This window comes from Colwellia sp. MB3u-55, from assembly GCF_014076785.1.
GTDB lineage: Bacteria > Pseudomonadota > Gammaproteobacteria > Enterobacterales > Alteromonadaceae > Colwellia_A.
Genome location: NZ_JACGUS010000107.1, coordinates 1 through 19,281 on the forward strand (window position 1 = coordinate 1; position 19,281 = coordinate 19,281).

The window sequence follows — 19,281 nt, forward strand, 5'->3', positions numbered from 1 at the left end:
TTCATATCCTTCTTTGTCCGCACTCATGTGCCAACCAGGAAAGTTTTTATTTAATGGATTGTATCTCCAAATTGAAATACTGCCATTTTGCTTCCAGATATTTAGATTCATGAATTCATCTAACGTTTTGCTAAGGGGCAAATAATGGTTGGCTATAATGTGCGAGGCACGAGCGCAGCCAACTGTTATTTGTCCGTTTGAGCAACTTGTTAGCTGTTTTTGGCTGATGCCTTTTTGTAACTACAAGTGCCCGACTTTTTACTGAAAATTAATATAACGCCAATTACTTAATAAATATAGCGATTACAGCTAAAGTTGAGCAGATTGCACAACACTATCGGTTAGAAAATTTAATGCGACAAAGATAAAAACCAACACAACCTCCAAACAGGAGATTGAGCTATTACAATTTACGAATACTTACACGGTAAACTCAGCAGTAAAGAAAACAGTTTTACCAAAGAATTATTTAAACAGCTAACGCCCATATTAACGGGCTAAATTAATGTTGGCTAAAATGTGTAGCGCAGCGGAACCTAGCCAACTTTATGTGTCCCGTTGAATTGCTTGTTAGACGGTAAGGCCACCTCACCTTTACCAAACACGCGGCGTTCAACACGCTCTAACCGCGGTTGAAATTACCATAAACACCAAAAAACTCAACCACTTTGCGCAAGGGGAACTGAAAATGGTCAGTGCGCCCCTGCAAGAAAAGTACTTACGTGGCGCACTGACCATTTTCAGTTACAACAAGCATAGACCACGTCAAGTTTCTCGTTAGACTTTATCGGATTAACAAACGCTACCTTATGCTGTAGAAAGCCGGACTTTATCCGCCTTTCATACATATACCCTTTCAAAGAGTGCAACTCTTTTCTTACCGTATAACGCCCCATTAAGAGGCTTTTAATTGTTGGTTAAAATGTGAAGCGAAGCGGAACCTAACCAACTGTTAAAAGTCCTGCTTGAATGGCTTGTTAGAAGATTTTCTGTTCATTTACGACAAGCCAATTTATATCTTTAATAACGAATTCACTAAATTTTTCGTTCGGATGAATAGATATATATTCTTAAATTTTTTTGTAATACTCTAAATTCACTTGAGGTTGACCATTGTCTAACTTTCTATGAAATATACTCTGTAAGTTTAATAAATTCCTATGAATCGCTATATTCGATGCCAACATAGATTCGTGAAACTCAAGGCTTTTTTCGGGTGTTTGGTTTCTCAGAACATGTAAAGTAACAAAACTTTCCGCAAGAGAAACGTATGTTCCGGTTGCAGCAGAATCGGCAAAGCCTTTTTTATACGCATAGCTTCCTACAATATAAGTTAGCAAAAATGAATAAATAATTATAACGATAAGTTTTTTCATGCGAATCTTCTAACGCCTTACTAAGCGGCGCGAAATAGTTGGCTAAAATGTACGAGGAACGAGTGCTAGCCAACTGTTTAGCGTCCGTTTGAGTAACTTGTTATATTGTATTTACACTAAAACCTTGATAATTAATAACCCACCCATTGTTCAAAGGGATATTACAATTAAACTGTTGAGATGTATAAATTAAATAAGGTGTGCAAAAATCTTTTTTGTAATCACCTTTAATAAAAGCAATATCATATTGTTTTTTAAACCGCTTAAGAGAGCCCATAAAATAAAGTCGAGAACCATCTTTAGTTTTAAATATTGGAGCAAGCTTTCGGTTTTTATATTCCCACGTTTTATCGTCACTTTCAGTGAAAGCGATATCCATGGTATTTAGCTCACTTGAGTGAGTTAAATAATAATAAGTAGCTTGAGCAGTATATGGAGGAAATGAATAAAAAATTCCAATTATTAATGCTAAAGCTAGTGATATTCTCCAATACATATTCATACAATATAACGCCCCACTAAGGGGCTAAAAATTGTTGGCTATAATACCGAGCGGAGCGAAAGTAGCCAACTGTTTTTAGTCCCGCTTGAGTGGCTTGTTATAAGGCGGTAAGCCCTCAACTTCATTTTTTACGCGCTGTTGAACTGATAATAAAATATCTAAAGTTACAGGTGCAACAACGTAATCTTTGTCATGTTTAGAAAAAATATCAAAAACACTTATTAACAGACAAATACATTCATCTGGACTAAAGTGATATTGAATTTTTTTATACTTTTCAAGTTCTGCACTTTTATTATGAATCCAATGATTCCGAGTTTTATTAAGTGCAATTAATTCATTGTGGCACTCAATGAACTTTGAATCTGTTGATTTGAAATATGTATTATTAATATACTCAAATCGTTTGGGTGGATTTGATTTTTTATCTGCTTGAGTTTTAGATTCTTTTTCTAAAATATAATCATAGAAAAAAGCTTCCAAAGCCATTGCTGTAAACGCTTGAGCTACAATCCATCGGCTATTCCAACTGGGCCACTCTTCTTCTATTCTTTCTATTGATAATTTCTCAGCACCATATTTCGTATAGCGTTTTTTAAAATCATCAAGCTTTTCATATTGCTGCAAAATAATAATTCTTATTAAGTCTCCTAAACCTGAAGCTCTAATTTGTACTATCTTACCTGCAACATCTGCCAGCATCTTTGAGCCTTATAACGCCACATTAAGCGGCAAAAAATTGTTGGCTAAAATGTTGAACGAAGTGAAAACAGCCAACTGTTTTTTGTCCGTTTGAATGCCTTGTTATGCGACTTTTACATTACCAAAAATCGTACAATTTATATAAATATTAGTAACATAAAATGCACATTTAAAAACTCACAGCATTGCGACACACTAAACCGTCAATTTTGAGCCACTAATCAAAAGTGAATTTATCACTTACCTACTTTGGCGAAAAACTATTTAACCAAAAAGTGAAATAGATTTAATTACGCGTAAATAACCAAGATAAAGAAAAGACAAATACCACAATTACATTTAATCGAATTCGCAATGCCGCATAACGCCACGTTAAGCGGCAAAAAATTGTTGGCTAAAATTGTGAATGGAGTGAAACAGCCAACTGTTTTTTGTCCGTTTGAACGTCTTGTTATGTGTTGATTACACTCGACTTTCGATTTCAAAATGCTTGCCATTATACCAAACGTGCAAATACTTTGAGTCGATGCGTACATCTATAGTTGGTTCGAAATAATCATGAACCGTTTCCCATGAAGTGCCATTATTTGTGACACTTTTTATTAATTCAACTTTCTTACTATTGAATCTAATATGATTACCTTTATTACAGTCTGGGCATACATACCAGATAGTTTGCATCTCTAGCCAACTAAATACGCTATTCGATAATGCGAACTCTAAATTAAAACTAGCTTTACAATTGATACAATTCATAAAAACACATAACGCCCAATTAACGGGCTAAAAATTGTGGGCTAAAATGGAGCGAAGCGAACAGCCCGCTGTTTTTAGTCCTGTTGAATTGCTTGTTATATGGCAACTTGCTTAGCCAATTTTGCCTGAATTTCGTTTACCAATTCAGTTGAACCTTTGATTGATAAACCTTCATAGGTTTCGGAATATATCTTAATTTTTTTAGAATTGATATTTGCTTCCCAAACCAATATTTCCTGAGAACCTACGACGTTATAATTCTTCTCTTTAACTGTTGCACCAAAGCTAGCCAAGACAATTTTAAGTGCCTCGAATAGCTTGTCATCAGTTTCTGAGCCTAAAAGTACAGTTGAAGTGCCAAACATATTTCTTGCCATATAACGCCACGTTAAGCGGCAAATAATAGCTGGCTAAAATGTGTGAGGCACGAACAACAGCCAGCTGTTATTTGTCCGTTTGAACGCCTTGTTAGTTTTACTATTCGACAGTTCTTGTCCCATACCACGCAATAAAACATGAAACTAAAGCAGATCCAAAAAAAGCAATAGATAGCCCAAGCATTACATTGCCAAATTCAATAAACTCAATCCCCTCATGAGAAATCATTCCTAAAACTCGAAAAATAAGCACTGCTAACATAACTAAAAATAAGTACTTGAAACTGATTCTCCAATTTTTAAGGAATGAACTCTTTCTAGTTGGACTCAATACTCATACTCCGTGTAAAACTAACGCCCCATTAAGAGGCAAATAATGGTTGGCTAAAATAAGCGACGAAGGAGCAAATAGCCAACTGTTATTTGTCCTACTTGAATGACTTGTTAGCAGTACTATATGCATATGATGATAATTACAAATGCAGCGATACAAGACAAGCCACTTTTAAATGTTTTAGAGCATAATAATACGAAATCGTTATCTTTGTGTTCAGAGTATCTTTGGCTCCAGATGTACTCGTAAGCTGCTTTATTTTTTACGTCACTAGTAGTCGATATTTGTATGAAACCTGACTCGTGTTCTTTTACAAAATCATCTTTTGACTTTACTAAGTAAAGCTGAACTTTCCTTAGGCCAATTAAATATTTTAAACCAAAAAAAACAAACAGAATTACGGAAATAATCCCGATAAATTGCGAAATGATGAGATATCTCCTTGTACTGCTAACGCCACATTAAGCGGCAAAAAATTGTTGGCTAAAATGTTGAACGAAGTGAAAACAGCCAACTGTTTTTTGTCCGTTTGAATGCCTTGTTATATGCAATTCAGCACCTAAACATTAGATGCATTATTGTTTGAAACATCATTTTTAAGTGCCAAAACTGCGACAAAGATTAAACCTAATGGCGGCATAAATGACAATAAAAAACCAATAAAGGTTGTTGTTTTAACATTTTGGGTTTTACGTTTACCGAGATAAAAACTTAAGCCAGTTATTACGATCATTGATATGAAAATAAATTGGCCGAGAATTGTTGCATTGATATTCATACGAAACTCCTTTTTGCATATAACGCCCACTTAAGCGGACAAAAATAGTTGGTTATAATGTGCAGCGAAGCGGAACTTAACCAACTGTTTTTGTTCCGTTTGAAGTGCTTGTTAGCTACGTTTTAGATTGATCCATTCTTTTACAGGGATAACCCATTCGTTCATAGGCCTATAAAAAGCACCGTGCCCTTTACCTGTATTGATAGAGATTTCTTCAAAATCATCAACACTTTTACTTTGGTCAATTAAAAACTGACAAGACCCTACAGTGTCAGATGTTTCATAAACTGAGTATATGCTGCCATAAACTTTATAATTAGCTTTGCCTTTCATAAAACCATAGCAACTTGCTAAAAGTACTATATTTATTTTTTTAGGCTTCAATAAGTTTGACGTCAATATAGTGATCCCACCTCCTTTTGAAAAACCAAGCAAAGTAATATTTTCTTGTTTGACACCTTTTTCAATAAGTAAATGAACATTGCCTGCTATTTTTTTTGCAAATTCATTAGGGTTTGTATCTTTAGGACGATGATAAGCTATCAGGTTATAACCATCATCTGAAAGAGCTTCTTTTACTTTTAAAAATTCATACCGTCCCCATTTAGGACTTACTGGTGTTGAATTATCCCCTTCAACAATACGTCCATGAGAATAAAATACATATTTCTCATTTTTGTTAATTTCTTTAGGAAATTGTTCATATATTTTTCCTGCAAAAGTAAATGACGAGAACAGTAAAAATAATAAGATTGTAAACTTAATAGGAACACTCCTGAGTAGCTAACGCCTAATTAACAGGCAAAAAATTGTTGGCTAAAATAAGTGAACGTAGTGAACAAAAAGCCAACTGTTTTTTGTCCTTGTTTAATTTCTTGTTATGTTTAAATTTACTCTAAACGAGTAACTATTTTTGCAACCCACTTATCAAGGTGTTTACTTGGAATAAAAGCTAAAAACAAACCCAGAATAGGAAAAAAACTACTGAATATTGCCGCTATAATTTTAGAACTCTCATCTTTGGTTGGAACGCCATTTATTTCAATTACAGCATTTGGATCTAATGCTGCTTGAAAGAAAACGTAGACTAATATACTTCCAATAATTATTAGTGCTCCACCGCCAAGACGACTTAAACCTACGATTACATCTACTTTTTTCTTTAATTCAGCGTCCATACTTGCCTTTAAACATAACGCCTCATTAAGAGGCAAAAAATAGTTGGTAAAAATAAGCGACGAAGGAGCAAAAACCAACTGTTTTTTGTCCTGCTTGAATGACTTGTTATATTTTACTTTGACTCAGTAAGTTTATAAAAAACCAGATAAATTATACTACCAACAATAATATATAGAAGAACGTTGGATAAAACAGCCATTGACCAAACATAAATTACATCTGATATTGGATTTTCTCTAGCGCCCAACGACATAAGGAAAATGGAGCTAGGCCAAAAGAATAAAATTACCTTTTGAAGTGACATACCAAAACCAAGAGTAGTAGCGATTATTGTTACGATAGGCATAACAAACGAAGCTAATATCCATTTCCCTATGAATTTACGCACAAACTCTCCGTAAAATATAACGCCACGTTAAGCGGCAAAAAATTGTTGGCTAAAATTGTGAACGGAGTGAAACAGCCAACTGTTTTTTGTCCGTTTGAACGCCTTGTTATGTTGATGACATCAACAGGTTAGCCAATTTACTTTCACAGTTAAAGTTAACTACAGTTCCATTACTAAAGCGACCATTATCGATAGTGAAAATATGCCCCATAATTCCCGAAGCTACTTCTTGTGGTAATACTATGTTTTGTTGAAGACAGATAAACCAATCCTTTTTTGAACCTAATAGTTCACCAACTAGTCTGATTAAATACTCTTTGTCTGTAATTGAAATAGTATCCAAAGTAATTAAATCTATGATTTCTGCAACAAGACTATCCAAATACCAACTCCATGACTAATCAACATAACGCCCTGTTAAGGGCATTTTAATTTAAATAAAACTCTTAATTAACAACAAACAAGGTCTGCACTAGCGTGTCATGCTGTTTTTATGTAGCGCATATGTAGCACTTAATTGTAAGCTATTTAATTGGTACACTGTTATATAAATACCAAATAATAAACTGTAATTCAGGTTTTGATTGTATTACAGCTTATTAATATTATTGCTCTGTGAGTGCATCTGCTAAAGTTATGCTATTTACTGCATAAGAGAGCTACACTTGCTTATATCTTCTTGATCTCATTTCGAAAGCACTCTCACTGCCTTCCATAACATCACATATTTCCTTTTTAATATCCTGTTGTTCAACTGTACCAGAATGAAGGACACCTAGCTTTTTAGTCTCGCTGTTCATAGAAATAATATACTCAGCATCTCCATTAACTGGAATATTTGCATTATGTGTTACAACAATTAGTTGCCTTTCTTCTTTGGCTTTTTTCAACCTATCTACTATCAAATCGTATACGAGTTTGTTATCCAAATCGTCCTCTGGCTGATCTAAAATTAACGGGTTTTTCCCATACGAAAGTAGGAATGTTAAAATTGCAGTTGTCTTCTGACCTGCTGAAGCTGTAGAAAGTGATTTGAACGGAGATTGATTATTTGGTTTATATTTAATTTCAATTTCATCTTCAGGAATTAATAGTTCTATTTCATCGATTTGTTCTGCATTCAAGTTCTTAATTATGTTTATGAACCCACCAGAAACAACTTTATTTACATCTGAATCTTGACGTATATCTAAAAATATTTTTTTTACTTCTTTTATTTTATCTTCAACCTTACCTCTAAAACAAATATCTACCAGAATATTGATGTCATCTTGGTATGTACCCTGTTTTTGTAATATCTGTCGTAACTTGTTCTCAAAATCATTTTTATTTCGAAATTGGTTAATAGATATTTTCAATTTATTATCATTTTCAGATAAAGATTTAACGAACTGCTCTCTTAAGGTTGTTAATTCCTTACGTTTATCTAAATATTGTTCTTTAAGAACATCTTTTTCTTTAAAAAATTGTTGTCTTTCTTTCATGCCGGCTTTAATCAAAACAAGTTGTTCAACAAGGATTTCTCTTTCATCTGTCAATTTTTCATAATTAGAAATATCTTCAATACCATCAGCTTCCAATTCTAGTTTTTTTGTCGCTAATTCACTCAAATTTTCAGCAAAATCAGTATTCCACATTGAATCCTTAACTAATTGGTTATAATTAGTATTGCTAGTGAACATAGATATTTTTATTTGTTCTAGCTCACCCTTTATCTCGGTATATTTTTGTATTATTCCGTCTGATAATGGTTTCAATATTTTACTATGTTCATCACTAAAATCACTATAATCAATTTCAGTAATAACCATGTCTTCAATTAATGAATTAATGAGTTCTTCTTTTGAGGTGATACTTTCCTTAAAAGTAACTAAGCTTTTCTTTTCTTTCAAGAACTTTTCTTTATCTTCAATAAGTTTAGCTACACCACTTTTCTGTAACTTCTTAATACTTTCATCCAAATCATTTATTTTGGTTTCAACTACACCTTTATCTTTGATCAATTGATCTATAGCTCTTATTTCAGCTGACTTTGCCAAAAAATTTATTTTTATTTTATCTTTTTCAGTTTTGATAGTGGATACTTCATCGATTGCTGTATCTATTTTTTCTCTTAGAGCGTTTGGCTCTTGAGCTATTTCATATATTTGTTTTTGTGAGTACTGTTCGAACTCAAAAAAGTTAATAAAGCCTTCATCATTATTTATAACCCACATAGAAGTTAAGTCATCTAACTTCTCAATTTTAATATTTTGATTACTTGAGCTGATGATTGATGAAGCAGTAACCCGATAACGCTCTTCATTTCTTATAATTTCGATTTCAATAACAGTATTTTTATCTATTACACCTTTTTTAGTTCTGCCTCCTTCAATTTTATAAAAATCATTTTGGTCATTAATTATACTTAAAAGTGACTCAATACCATTTTCATCAATAGACTTGTTAAAGACACCCCTTATAAACCTGATCACACTAGACTTACCACTGCCTCTTCCTCCTATAATTGTATTTAATTGTGGACTGAATTCGACCTTAAGAGGCGTTTGGGGATCCGTAATTTTAGTATTTGATATTGAAATAGATTTTATCCAAATACTTGGTTTTTTATAAGGTGGGTTTGGGCTCTGGATTTTATTCTTTACACGATACTCTGGTAGTAATAATGCCTGCCGTAATGATTCTAGGGATGGAGTTTCATTCATCTTTATCCATGTATAACTATCTCCGATTCCAGCAAGACCATGTTTAGGGCTCATAGGAGCATGAGGGTTGTCTGAGAAAGTTAATATAGCAATATTTTTCTTTATCGCATTTTGCACGGTAGAGTACCGAGCTTTAAGTTCTTCGGTTCCGATGGTTCCATAAAATGTATTGAGCTTCTTTATTAATTCAGAATTACTCGAAATATCTAACGTTGTATCAAGGAACTCCTCGTGTACAACTTGTACTCCGTTAATATTCTCTAAAGCATAAAAATCATTTAACGCACTTAGGCTTAAACTACTTAACCCACTGAAAGAGTCAATATGAGATGGAATTATTATAGCTTTACCTTTAGCTAGTTCTGCGATATCAAACACGCTTTTTAATGTATAACCTGTTTGTTCTCCAAAGTGTTTTGCCTCTATTTCAGCTCTAACTAAGAAATCCCTTATATCAGCCGCTGTTTTGTCAACATCAAAGATAACTAATAAATGAACTTTTCCTGTATCACAAGTAATCTCAACACCAGGATAAACAATCAATCCTTTATTTTTTGCTGCTTCTTTTATCTCATCAACTCCTAAGCCTGAATTATGATCAGTAACCGCAACACAGTCTAACCCTTGCTCAATGGCTCTATCTACCCATTGTTCAGGAGTTACTGTTTGGTCTTGAAAACATTTACTTTTGGTTGTGTGAAGATGAAAGTCACATTTAAACCAGCGCGTTCCTTTAAATTCAATCATTTTATACTATCCCTATACTTTTAAGAGTTGACTATGTTTTTAAGAAAAAAACAATACCTTCATCGTTTGATAATATCTCATAATTCCAGATACTTACAGATAAACTTTATGAGTAATTAATCACTATATTTAGTTATGGTACAGTTATTTACAGAACTCCAAGTAAAAGCATCTTTGCCATTCTGGCAGGCGACTAACTAAAGCCTAAAAATTTCTATCGTTGATTTTTTTGATTGAAGCTAAAGCCTATTTGATAGCTAAAGCCCTTTTTGAAAGGTATTTATACGTAAAATTTTATTACAAATATAGTTAAAGCCCTAAACATAGCTTTAGAGGGGTAAAGGTATTATAAAACCCGCTGTAGTCTCCATGACATCGTTCGCGTGATGAAGGCTTTACCTTCAAAGATTAACCCTTTCACTTTTGTGACAAGTTCACCGTCATAATAACTTTGTGAGCATTCCCCCGTATCAAAATTTATATTTACATCATAATGCAATTTAATCGGATGATTTCTAGTCGGGGTGAATATTCCCCCCATCGCTTTGATATAGCCATTCCAATTACTTGTATCAGCTGCAACACGTGCTTTCTCAAGAATTGAGTCAGGGAAGATTGAGGCTTTTAATCGTCTCAATTCACGCCATACAGATACACTGGCACCGCCAATCTGTTGAAACTGACGAATACACCAACACGACGCCCACGCATTAATACGTATCGCTGTAGTGATTGAGTCATTACCAAATTTGTCTTTAACAAGCCCTTTCCCGTCAATATTCTTGACGATGTACTTCATAATATATCCAGTGGCATTTTTCTTTGGGTCTACTTTTTTAAAGTCACAACGATTTTCTGATGCGCCTTTTTCATCTCCGTCTTCTTGAAGTGAATAGAAACGAATAATTTTCTCAAGGCTTTTAAGATTTTTAGGCTCAGTGAAAAACAAACAGTGCCAATGAGGCGTTCCGTCGTGTTGAGGCTCTACAACCCTAAAGCCATAAATAGAAATGTTTTTCCGTTTTAGCTCGGCTCGTATTCTCGACCAAACTTTATTTAAATAACGTTGAGCTTCATCTGGCATTGAACCATCCCATTTAGGATTTTTAGCGCCTGACTTTGAATAAGCACGATGGAATTTTGAAGGGCACGTAATGGTGACAAATAAACCGTCATGTCCGAACTCCATCGATAAGTCTTCAAACCCTCTACAACGATTGATTAACTCCGCTTTTTTCACTTCTGGATTAGAAACATTCATATCGGATATTTCTTTTAAGGAAAATCGCTGACCTTCGTCATTAATAATATAATGTGAGCTTAATAGTTGTTCATTTCTCGCTATCTGTGTCAGGCGATTTTTTGTGGTGATATCACTTGAGTAAATTTGTTTTTTACTATTTACGAGATTAAGCAATATCGCCGCTTTTTCATTTGCTTGATTTATCATTGTTCTTATACGTCTTAACCACCAACGGTTATCCGCTAATCGTTTTAAGCAACCTGATACTTTAATAATGTTAGTGGACTTAGGTGGTTCAATGTTGAATGTCGTTATATAACGAGCAAGGTATTCGTATACGAAACTGCGCTCCTCTTGAGTGAAGTTTTTGTATAGGGTAGAAATTCCGTTAACGGAATTGAGTGAGCGAGACTTTTCGTTAACGGAATTTTTAGATAACGGATTTGTCCTTATATCGCCTTTATTTGTTCTGTTTTTTCCGTTAACGGTTTTATCATGCTGTAACGTTAAGAAGGTTTCGTTTTGTGGGTCAATAATAACCTTTCTACAATATGTCGAACATTCTTTAGCAAGCGTCTGGATATTATTATCGTGAGAAAAAAATAAGTGTAACAATTTCTTCGGTAATAAAGCGTACAAATCATCCGTCGATTTACGTATATAAATATTGCGTTCTTTAACAGTTTTTTGGTCAAAACCATTTTTCAAAATAATGGCTTGTATTGAATATGAAAACATAGATAAGCGTTGGATCAAAAAGTCATCATTGAGCTTATCTGTCCCCGTTAAATAAGGCGCTATTACTTCATGAACAACAGCGCCTTCAATACAAGATACAATTTTAGATTTATTAAACATAACAATCTGCTGTCATGTTTAATGTTAATAGTTTTCCTGCATCCGTTATCGTGTATCGCGTCCACTCCAGCCCACAATAATAAACCGTATCAAAGTCAACAAGCTTATTTGCCGCTAATGCCTGTAAGGTTCTGATATCAAATTTATATCGTTCCCCTTTCTCATCCTTATAGTTATGCAAACCATTATAAAGAACATCATGTAAATGATGGTCACTTGTGACTTCAAAAAAACTAGACGGTAAGGTTAACCATAGCAGTAACCTAAACTGCTCTTTGCTTAATTTAGGCATGGGAATCTCCCACAGGCTTTTGCCCTAAATGTTCCATTCGATAAAAACTGTTTAGCCAATTATCCAAATCGTCTTTTATATAACGAACGGCGCGACCAATTTTAATAAAGGGTGGAGCTGGGGTTCTATTTTCGCGGTTTCCTTCCATACGTGATTGACGTAAGAAGGAACGACTCATACCGATATATTCGGCGGTTTCTATTTCTGATAATGCGCGTTTGTTTTGTGTTGTAGGCATAATTGCCTCCATGTACGTTTAAGTTCATGGAAAGTTATACCGACCGTTTTTTTTAGGATGAGCTTAAAGTGGAATAGGATGAGCTTAAAGCGGAAAATTAGTTATTATTTATCAGTTTCCTTGCTGATGTAAGTCTGTTTGCCAATCCTTTAGCACTTATAGACTTTCTCGGTTTACCTTTTTTATCTTCCCATTCAATATCATCACCTGACATTTCTTGTAGTAAGTTATATTTGTCAAATGTCCTATAGTCCCCAAAGTCTTCAGATTCATTTTTTAGCAGTTTCCATACTCCTTTATTTGAGTACGCTGGGTGTTTAGTTAGTATTTCAATTAACAACTCTTGAAAGTCATCAAAACGATTTTTAGTTACGGCTTTATTGCTTATATCTGCTTGAAACCCCTCTTGAGATTTTTCCTCACGAGGTTTGAAGCACTTTTCAATATATTCCACCATACCAATGGGCACTAATAAATCATCGAAATTGATTGTTTTTATACAAATATCGAGTTGACCACTGTCTTTATTAAGTAAAAAAGATTCAAGTCCATATTGCGATTCTGGATGTAACTCACCCCATTGAACAAGATATTTGTTTGGTAAGGTTGTGGAAAATGGGTAAGCCTTATTTTCACGTTTCAAACATTTAATGTCATCGATTCTTACATGGAAACATCGAACAGCTCCTTCCCTTAAAAGGGTCTTTTTATCTTGTCTTGATAAACGTGCTAACCCTGAATAGTGACCAACACATACCCCCTGATATTGAGTTTCTTCTTCATCAAGGATAGAGGTTAATTCTGTTAGTTCTTGAAAGAGGTTATCTGAGTCTTCGTTGAACTCTGTTAATTCCCTTTTGGAGAACTGCTCAACAATAACAATGGGTTGATCATGTAAACGAAAATATAATGTTTCTTTATAGTTTTCGATAAAGTATTGATAATCTTCAAGGCTTATTTTTGAGTGTCGAGATAACTCACTTAACCGATAGTATTCCTTTTCTAACATATAGACTTCCATTTTCAATAGGTAAAACGAGTAAATATATTTATAACTTCTTAGAAAATATCAGATATGTATAGATTAATCATCATTATATTATTGATTTGTGGGTATTAACTAATTATGGCGTAAAGAATTATTACTTTAGCAGAAAGCTAACTAATGCCACTTTCGAGACATAAAGTTGAGGCATCAGTTCTACATTTTAATGACTTCTTTGTATTATAAAGCTGACGTTTTTTAAAAAATAGCACTAGTTTAAATAATGAAATAACCAGAAATCAGAAACAAAAAAACATCAATCATTACAATTGATGTTTTATAGAATAAAAGTTTAATGAAAAATTAAGATTTTTTCTTCAATCGACGTGATGCTAAACCGATCATTCCTAATGCAAAAATAGCAAGTGTTGTAGGTTCTGGCACCGAACTAATTTCTGCGGTGATATTATAGCTATAATCACGACCTAAGCCATTATTAAAAGTAGATGCACCAAATGTTGGAGAATTACCAACACCTTGGCTTAAGTTACCTGATTGTGAGTTAGCACTTCCTCCAGTAAGAAATAAAGAGTCTCCACCTATAAAAGGGATTACGCTACCAGAACTAACACCATTAGCATCTGCATCAAGAAAACCAGAAGTGATGGTCTCACCAGCAGCCAAGCTAAATTGGTTCAATGCTGCAGAAAAACCGAAACTAACATCACCTAAGCCAAAATAATCTAAACCTGAATACCGTGTGTCACCAATGGCCATAAGAGTAAAGTCATTGGTTGTCGCATTATTAATTTTTACGACAAAAGGTGTTACCTGACCACGATAATTGCCAACAGTGAAGTTGAAATTACTAAGCGTTACAAGTTCAGTAGTACCTGAAGTATTTGTGTAAGCATCATTTTCATTGATTACCATAATGGCTTGCCAACCATCTACACCGCCACCAGAAAGTGAATCACCTAGTGTGATAAGTCCAGCATGGCTGATATTAACTAAACAACTAGCAGACAGTATTAAACTTACTAAACTGGTATTTAAAAACTTAAATTTCATTTGATATTCCTTTTAATCCCTTCGCAACAGTATTCGAAGGTAATTGCTAAAAGTGAAAGGTCATCACTTAATGTTATATTCTGCAAAGCAAGAAACACACCAAGTAAATATTACCTAATTATTTCAGTATGATATAAAGCGCAGAGTGAACATCCATATATTAACTGTAAAATAACCAGACAGAATAAAATCATTAAATTGTTGGTTTTATAATAAAAAGAGCATTAGCTAACTTAATGCCACTTAAAGCTATAGATAAATTATTGAAAAAAATGAAGCTTAAAGCTCCCAAAACAGCCATTTCAGTAGTGTAATTAATTGTTGTGACTCACTCTTTCTACATCGTCAAAAACCATCAAGAACGACACATATTCACCACCTAATAATTGACTTGTAATCTTATGTCATTACTTACACATCATCTACTATCGGATCACAAAGCGGACATACGAGAAAATAATTAATTTTATTCCGCTTAGCGCACTTTGTGATCATTAGCCAATCAAGTTAACCGCCGCCGCTTTATGCTCAGGCGCTAAATGCGCATATCTTAATGTCATTTTTAAATCACTATGACCTAATAACTCACGCACGGTATTTAAATCAACACTTGCCATGACTAACTTACTGGCAAAGTGATGACGTAAATCATGAAAACGAAAATGAGTGATGTTGGCTTCATCTAATATTTCAGCCCAAAGAGACGGAAAGTCTTTTAAAGGTTCATTGTTCCTACCTTTAAAAACATAACCTTCGCTACCTGATAGTTTTTGCCAATGGATAAGCTGATTAAACGCCTCTGTATTGAGCGGTAAATGACGGGTATTACCAGACTTAGCGTTTTGAAAATCTACTGTCAGTATTTTATTATCAAAGTTAATATCATGCCATTGTAGAGATAATAACTCCCCTTTGCGCATGCCTGTATTCATTGCGAGTAAAACGATGACTTCTAAAAACGCTGTATCACATGCTTTAAGGCTTTCACGTAACCTACTTTCCTCATCTTTAGACAAGTAACGTACTTTTGAGTTATCAACGGTTAGTGTTTTAACCTTACGTAAATCATGACTATCAATAACACCCCATTCAACCGCTCGACTTAAACAGCCCTTAATCGTGTTTATTTGACGATTAGTTGTTGCAGGCTTAACACCATCAGCTAAACGCTTATTTCTCCATTTCTCGATCTCCCACGCGTTAATATCGGATAATTGAAAGTCCATCAACTTAGGAAATGATGATTTAAACGCTTTCACTGTTTTTTCGGCTGTTTTAGGATTGCGTGATTTAAGCCAAGGTGTGTACTTTTCATCTAAGAAGTATTGAAGTGAAGAGAGTTTGGAATATTTGGTACTAGTACGTTCTTGTTTCCTTAACGCTTGAACATCTACACCTTGAGTAACGTCGGCAATTTTACTTTTTGCTAAGTCTCTTGCTTGAGCAGGTGTCATTTGACCATCAACACCTAATCGGTAATTAACCTGTTTTCCGTTTAAGCGATAAAACAGGTAATAAGTGATCAAACCTAATGGGGTTATACGGGCATGAAAGCCAGAAATATCAGTATCATTTAAGCGTTTATCCGAAGGTACTAGATTTTTGATATTGGTTACGGTTATCTTGCTTTTAATTGGCATATAGTAATCATCCTTGTAGCTTATTTGTAGCAACATCATTATGCTACAACGAACAATCAAGAACAATAACAAACAAAAGCAATTAAATATTAATGTTTAATATCAGTTAGATAAGTGACGTTATTGTTCATTGTGGTTCATAGTGATATTTAAGGGATTACGAAGTTATCGCCCTGTTAAGGGGCAAATTGTAGTTGGCTATAATGTGAGCGGAGCGAAACAGCCAACTGTAATTTGTCCCGCTTTAACAGCTTGTTAGCAGTATTTATGGCCACGGACTGTCAAATTGTATTTGTTTAAATTTTTCTTCTTTTTTTATGGGGTAACTTCCATTACAACTTACACACCTGAATGTACCACTCATTGTTTTATTATCTTGCAGTATTTGTATTGATTTATTTGCAACACAACTAGGGCAAATAAAGTGCTCTGGGTCAGCTTTGAATTTATAGACAACCGCTTCACCGCTTGTTTTAACTAACTCATACTCTGCTAGTTTATCTTCCCAAGAATTGAACTCCTTAATTGTACTTTTCAAGGAGTTATTGTCTTCTTGTAAGCGAAATAATTCTTCTCTTAATTGAAATAAAGCATCTTGTGCATCACCGACCTTTTTCACAGCTTCATTGATTTTGCCAATGGAATCAGCCTCTATTTTAAGGTCTGTAAAACCGATAAATATATCTTTAGCTATTTTCAGTCCACTATAAGCAGATGTTATTGATGCGATATCCATATTTACTCCAGTAGCTATACTGCTAACGCCACATTAAGCGGCAAAAAATTGTTGGCTAAAATGTTGAACGAAGTGAAAACAGCCAACTGTTTTTTGTCCGTTTGAATGCCTTGTTATGCGATTTTTACATTACCAAAAACAGCACAATTTATATAAATATTAGCGACATAAAATGCACATTTAAAAAAATCACAGCATTGCGACACACTAAACCGTGAATTTTGAGCCACTAATGATAAGTGAATTTACCACTTACCTACTTTGGCGAAAAACTATTTAACCAAAAAACTTAAATAGATTTAATTACGCGTAAATAACCAAGATAAAGAGAAGGCAATTACCACAATTACATTTAATCGAATTCGCAATGCCGCATAACGCCTACTTAAGCGGAAAAAAATAGTTGGCTAAAATGTTGAACGGAGTGAAAACAGCCAACTGTATTTTTTCCGTTTGAAGTTCTTGTTAGGTATTATTACTCTTCAAATACTTTTTTTAATTTTTTAAATACTGAATCAGTCACTGTACTCAAGAAATCAAATACCTTTTCGGTAAATAGCCCAGAAATAAATCCTAGAAAACCACTACTAAAGGGGTTGAATTGTATTGTTTGCCCTTGCATCTGCATAAGGAAAACACTTTTACCTCCTTTTATTGCTAGAAAAACAACAAAACCTGAGGATAATCCAAATAATATGCTCCTCCAATAAAAACCAGATGTATTTCTCATTGCCCCTATGGATCCTCCAATAGCTCCACAGGTCATGATAGCAATAGCCAACAAGTAGTCCGAACTTAAATGAGACAAATTTCGCTGAAAGTAAAATAAAATTGATGTCGCAATAAGCTCTTCGTCCTTGTAAGCAATGCGTTCAAAATTTTCTCTAATATTAATTAACGTCTGACTTTTTCTTTCTGCACCTAAAGATATTAAGGCTTCAACTCGTGATACTAGACTTTTAAAATATGAAATGTCATTTTTAAGCATTTGCAGGTCTTGGTTTGTTAATTCTTTACCTTCCTTAATTGTGCTTTGGGCTGCAATTTCATTTTTAAAATTGATTTCATTTTTAACTGTCGACAGAAAACTATCTCTTGCAGATATTTCAGTAATTGATCCTATTGCTAAAGATACAACTACCAAAAACAGACAAATTTCTATTAAGTGACCTACCGCTTTACTGGCTTTGTTTATAATATTGTTTAGGAAATACTTTTCCATGGTGCTCCTTAATACCTAACGCCCTGTTAACAGGCAAAAAATTGTTGGCTAAAATGTTGAGGAACGAAAACAGCCAACTGTTTTTTGTCCTTGTTTAACAGCTTGTTAGGTAAGCTTTACACCGCAACTTTTGCATTCATCGACAGCCCAACCATTACCAGCAATACTGTCACATTTTGGACAAAGAGAATTCCGATATGCCAACACGATAAAAACCAAACCTAAAGCTTTTAAAATAAGATCAAAGTAATCCATTCGCATAGGGATAAAACTAAAAGTTAAGTCATAATAACTGATTGCTAAAGCTGGTATCCAAAACATCAAAGCTAACACAGTATTGATAATTCTTTTTTTACTCTGAACTCTAAATTTTTCTACAATATCCATTTGCTTACCTAACGCCCCACTAAGAGGCAAATGATAGTTGGCTATAATAGAGAGCGAAGCGAACAAAGCCAACTGTTATTTGTCCTGCTTGAGTGGCTTGTTAGGCAACTCTTTGATGCATTATATAAAACTTGTCTTCTTGTTCAATTATTGAAAATCCATTGGCCTTATAAAATGATAGTGCTCTATTATTTGTTTTAAAAACACGCAATGATAATGACTTATTTAAGAGTAACTTTCTAAGTATGGTTAAGGCGTGACTGCCAACACCTTTAGAGCGGAATTTTTCATCGATAATAAACATCATGATATAAGCTCCATCTTTCTCTTCTGTCACTTGGAAATAGCCAATTCTTTTTTCTGCGTTAAAAAGTATATAGTTTACGCTTAAATTCCAACGATCTTCAGAATCACTAATTTGCCAATCTTGATCCCATCCCCAAAGAGTTTCAATATGAGTTTTCATAGAATCGGAATACAAATCGAAGAAATACTTTTTGTCATGCTCTTTCGCGATTTGAGTTCTGAGATTCACAATTGATTTCCTAGTTGCCTAACGCCTCATTAAGAGGCTAATAATAGCTGGCTAAAATGTGTGAGGAACGAACAACAGCCAGCTGTTATTTGTCCTTTTAAATGACTTGTATGGATAATACACCCATCTTTATTATTCTTTTAAAACCCGTTTAGGTAAAGTGAGGCCCAAGCTTTAGCAGCAACTAAAGCCTTTTTATACGATAGTTCGATTGAATGATGGCTCCTCTG

Annotated in this window: 21 protein-coding genes; all 21 read right to left on the reverse strand. The window is 34.1% G+C overall.

The window, feature by feature from the left end; genetic code table 11:
• Positions 1 to 1,070: 1,070 nt before the first annotated feature.
• The 21 genes from H4J66_RS07775 to H4J66_RS07875 all read right to left on the reverse strand — a co-directional run bounded on the left by H4J66_RS07775 (position 1,071) and on the right by H4J66_RS07875 (position 19,051).
• A complete protein-coding gene (locus tag H4J66_RS07775) occupies positions 1,071 to 1,376 on the reverse strand; it encodes a hypothetical protein (RefSeq protein ID WP_182172777.1) in 306 nt (101 codons plus the stop codon).
• A 100-nt stretch (positions 1,377 to 1,476) separates the two neighbouring features.
• Positions 1,477 to 1,878, reverse strand: coding sequence for a hypothetical protein (locus tag H4J66_RS07780; protein ID WP_182172780.1), 402 nt, complete (start codon positions 1,876 to 1,878; stop codon positions 1,477 to 1,479).
• A gap of 75 nt (positions 1,879 to 1,953) precedes the next feature.
• Positions 1,954 to 2,580 carry a hypothetical protein gene (locus tag H4J66_RS07785; protein WP_182172783.1) on the reverse strand — a complete coding sequence of 209 codons (627 nt, stop codon included), beginning with the start codon at positions 2,578 to 2,580 and terminating at the stop codon, positions 1,954 to 1,956.
• Between the two features lie 462 nt (positions 2,581 to 3,042).
• The gene (locus H4J66_RS07790) at positions 3,043 to 3,336 is read right to left on the reverse strand and encodes a hypothetical protein (protein ID WP_182172786.1); all 294 of its coding nucleotides are present in this window, start codon (positions 3,334 to 3,336) and stop codon (positions 3,043 to 3,045) included.
• A 95-nt stretch (positions 3,337 to 3,431) separates the two neighbouring features.
• Positions 3,432 to 3,713 carry a hypothetical protein gene (locus H4J66_RS07795; RefSeq protein ID WP_182172789.1) on the reverse strand — a complete coding sequence of 94 codons (282 nt, stop codon included), beginning with the start codon at positions 3,711 to 3,713 and terminating at the stop codon, positions 3,432 to 3,434.
• A gap of 893 nt (positions 3,714 to 4,606) precedes the next feature.
• Positions 4,607 to 4,825 carry a hypothetical protein gene (locus tag H4J66_RS07800; protein WP_182172792.1) on the reverse strand — a complete coding sequence of 73 codons (219 nt, stop codon included), beginning with the start codon at positions 4,823 to 4,825 and terminating at the stop codon, positions 4,607 to 4,609.
• A 111-nt stretch (positions 4,826 to 4,936) separates the two neighbouring features.
• The gene (locus H4J66_RS19970; RefSeq protein ID WP_220463240.1) at positions 4,937 to 5,260 is read right to left on the reverse strand and encodes a hypothetical protein; all 324 of its coding nucleotides are present in this window, start codon (positions 5,258 to 5,260) and stop codon (positions 4,937 to 4,939) included.
• Between the two features lie 455 nt (positions 5,261 to 5,715).
• The gene (locus H4J66_RS07810) at positions 5,716 to 6,003 is read right to left on the reverse strand and encodes a hypothetical protein (RefSeq protein ID WP_182172795.1); all 288 of its coding nucleotides are present in this window, start codon (positions 6,001 to 6,003) and stop codon (positions 5,716 to 5,718) included.
• A gap of 113 nt (positions 6,004 to 6,116) precedes the next feature.
• Positions 6,117 to 6,392 carry a hypothetical protein gene (locus tag H4J66_RS07815; protein WP_182172798.1) on the reverse strand — a complete coding sequence of 92 codons (276 nt, stop codon included), beginning with the start codon at positions 6,390 to 6,392 and terminating at the stop codon, positions 6,117 to 6,119.
• Positions 6,393 to 6,498: 106 nt separating this feature from the next.
• Positions 6,499 to 6,774 carry a hypothetical protein gene (locus tag H4J66_RS07820; protein ID WP_182172801.1) on the reverse strand — a complete coding sequence of 92 codons (276 nt, stop codon included), beginning with the start codon at positions 6,772 to 6,774 and terminating at the stop codon, positions 6,499 to 6,501.
• A gap of 277 nt (positions 6,775 to 7,051) precedes the next feature.
• Positions 7,052 to 9,844 carry a TrlF family AAA-like ATPase gene (locus H4J66_RS07825; protein WP_182172804.1) on the reverse strand — a complete coding sequence of 931 codons (2,793 nt, stop codon included), beginning with the start codon at positions 9,842 to 9,844 and terminating at the stop codon, positions 7,052 to 7,054.
• Positions 9,845 to 10,190: 346 nt separating this feature from the next.
• Complete coding sequence (locus tag H4J66_RS07830) at positions 10,191 to 11,945, reverse strand: replication endonuclease (RefSeq protein ID WP_182172807.1); 1,755 nt, start codon at positions 11,943 to 11,945, stop codon at positions 10,191 to 10,193.
• Positions 11,938 to 12,237 carry a hypothetical protein gene (locus H4J66_RS07835; protein WP_070374982.1) on the reverse strand — a complete coding sequence of 100 codons (300 nt, stop codon included), beginning with the start codon at positions 12,235 to 12,237 and terminating at the stop codon, positions 11,938 to 11,940. Before H4J66_RS07835 ends, H4J66_RS07830 begins: the two co-directional genes overlap by 8 nt.
• On the reverse strand, positions 12,230 to 12,475 hold the full coding sequence (locus H4J66_RS07840; RefSeq protein WP_070374983.1) for an AlpA family transcriptional regulator: 246 nt from the start codon (positions 12,473 to 12,475) through the stop codon (positions 12,230 to 12,232). Before H4J66_RS07840 ends, H4J66_RS07835 begins: the two co-directional genes overlap by 8 nt.
• Before the next feature lie 97 nt (positions 12,476 to 12,572).
• The gene (locus H4J66_RS07845; protein ID WP_182172810.1) at positions 12,573 to 13,484 is read right to left on the reverse strand and encodes a hypothetical protein; all 912 of its coding nucleotides are present in this window, start codon (positions 13,482 to 13,484) and stop codon (positions 12,573 to 12,575) included.
• Between the two features lie 339 nt (positions 13,485 to 13,823).
• A complete protein-coding gene (locus H4J66_RS07850) occupies positions 13,824 to 14,531 on the reverse strand; it encodes a PEP-CTERM sorting domain-containing protein (RefSeq protein ID WP_182172813.1) in 708 nt (235 codons plus the stop codon).
• 494 nt (positions 14,532 to 15,025) lie between these two features.
• Positions 15,026 to 16,171, reverse strand: coding sequence for a site-specific integrase (locus H4J66_RS07855; RefSeq protein ID WP_182172816.1), 1,146 nt, complete (start codon positions 16,169 to 16,171; stop codon positions 15,026 to 15,028).
• Positions 16,172 to 16,436: 265 nt separating this feature from the next.
• Positions 16,437 to 16,907, reverse strand: coding sequence for a hypothetical protein (locus H4J66_RS07860; RefSeq protein ID WP_182172820.1), 471 nt, complete (start codon positions 16,905 to 16,907; stop codon positions 16,437 to 16,439).
• Between the two features lie 475 nt (positions 16,908 to 17,382).
• Positions 17,383 to 18,129, reverse strand: coding sequence for a hypothetical protein (locus tag H4J66_RS07865; RefSeq protein WP_182172823.1), 747 nt, complete (start codon positions 18,127 to 18,129; stop codon positions 17,383 to 17,385).
• Between the two features lie 105 nt (positions 18,130 to 18,234).
• Complete coding sequence (locus tag H4J66_RS07870) at positions 18,235 to 18,516, reverse strand: hypothetical protein (RefSeq protein ID WP_182172826.1); 282 nt, start codon at positions 18,514 to 18,516, stop codon at positions 18,235 to 18,237.
• A gap of 100 nt (positions 18,517 to 18,616) precedes the next feature.
• Entirely contained in the window at positions 18,617 to 19,051 is a 435-nt protein-coding gene (locus H4J66_RS07875) for an N-acetyltransferase (RefSeq protein ID WP_182172829.1), read from the reverse strand.
• Between the last annotated feature and the right edge of the window lie 230 nt (positions 19,052 to 19,281).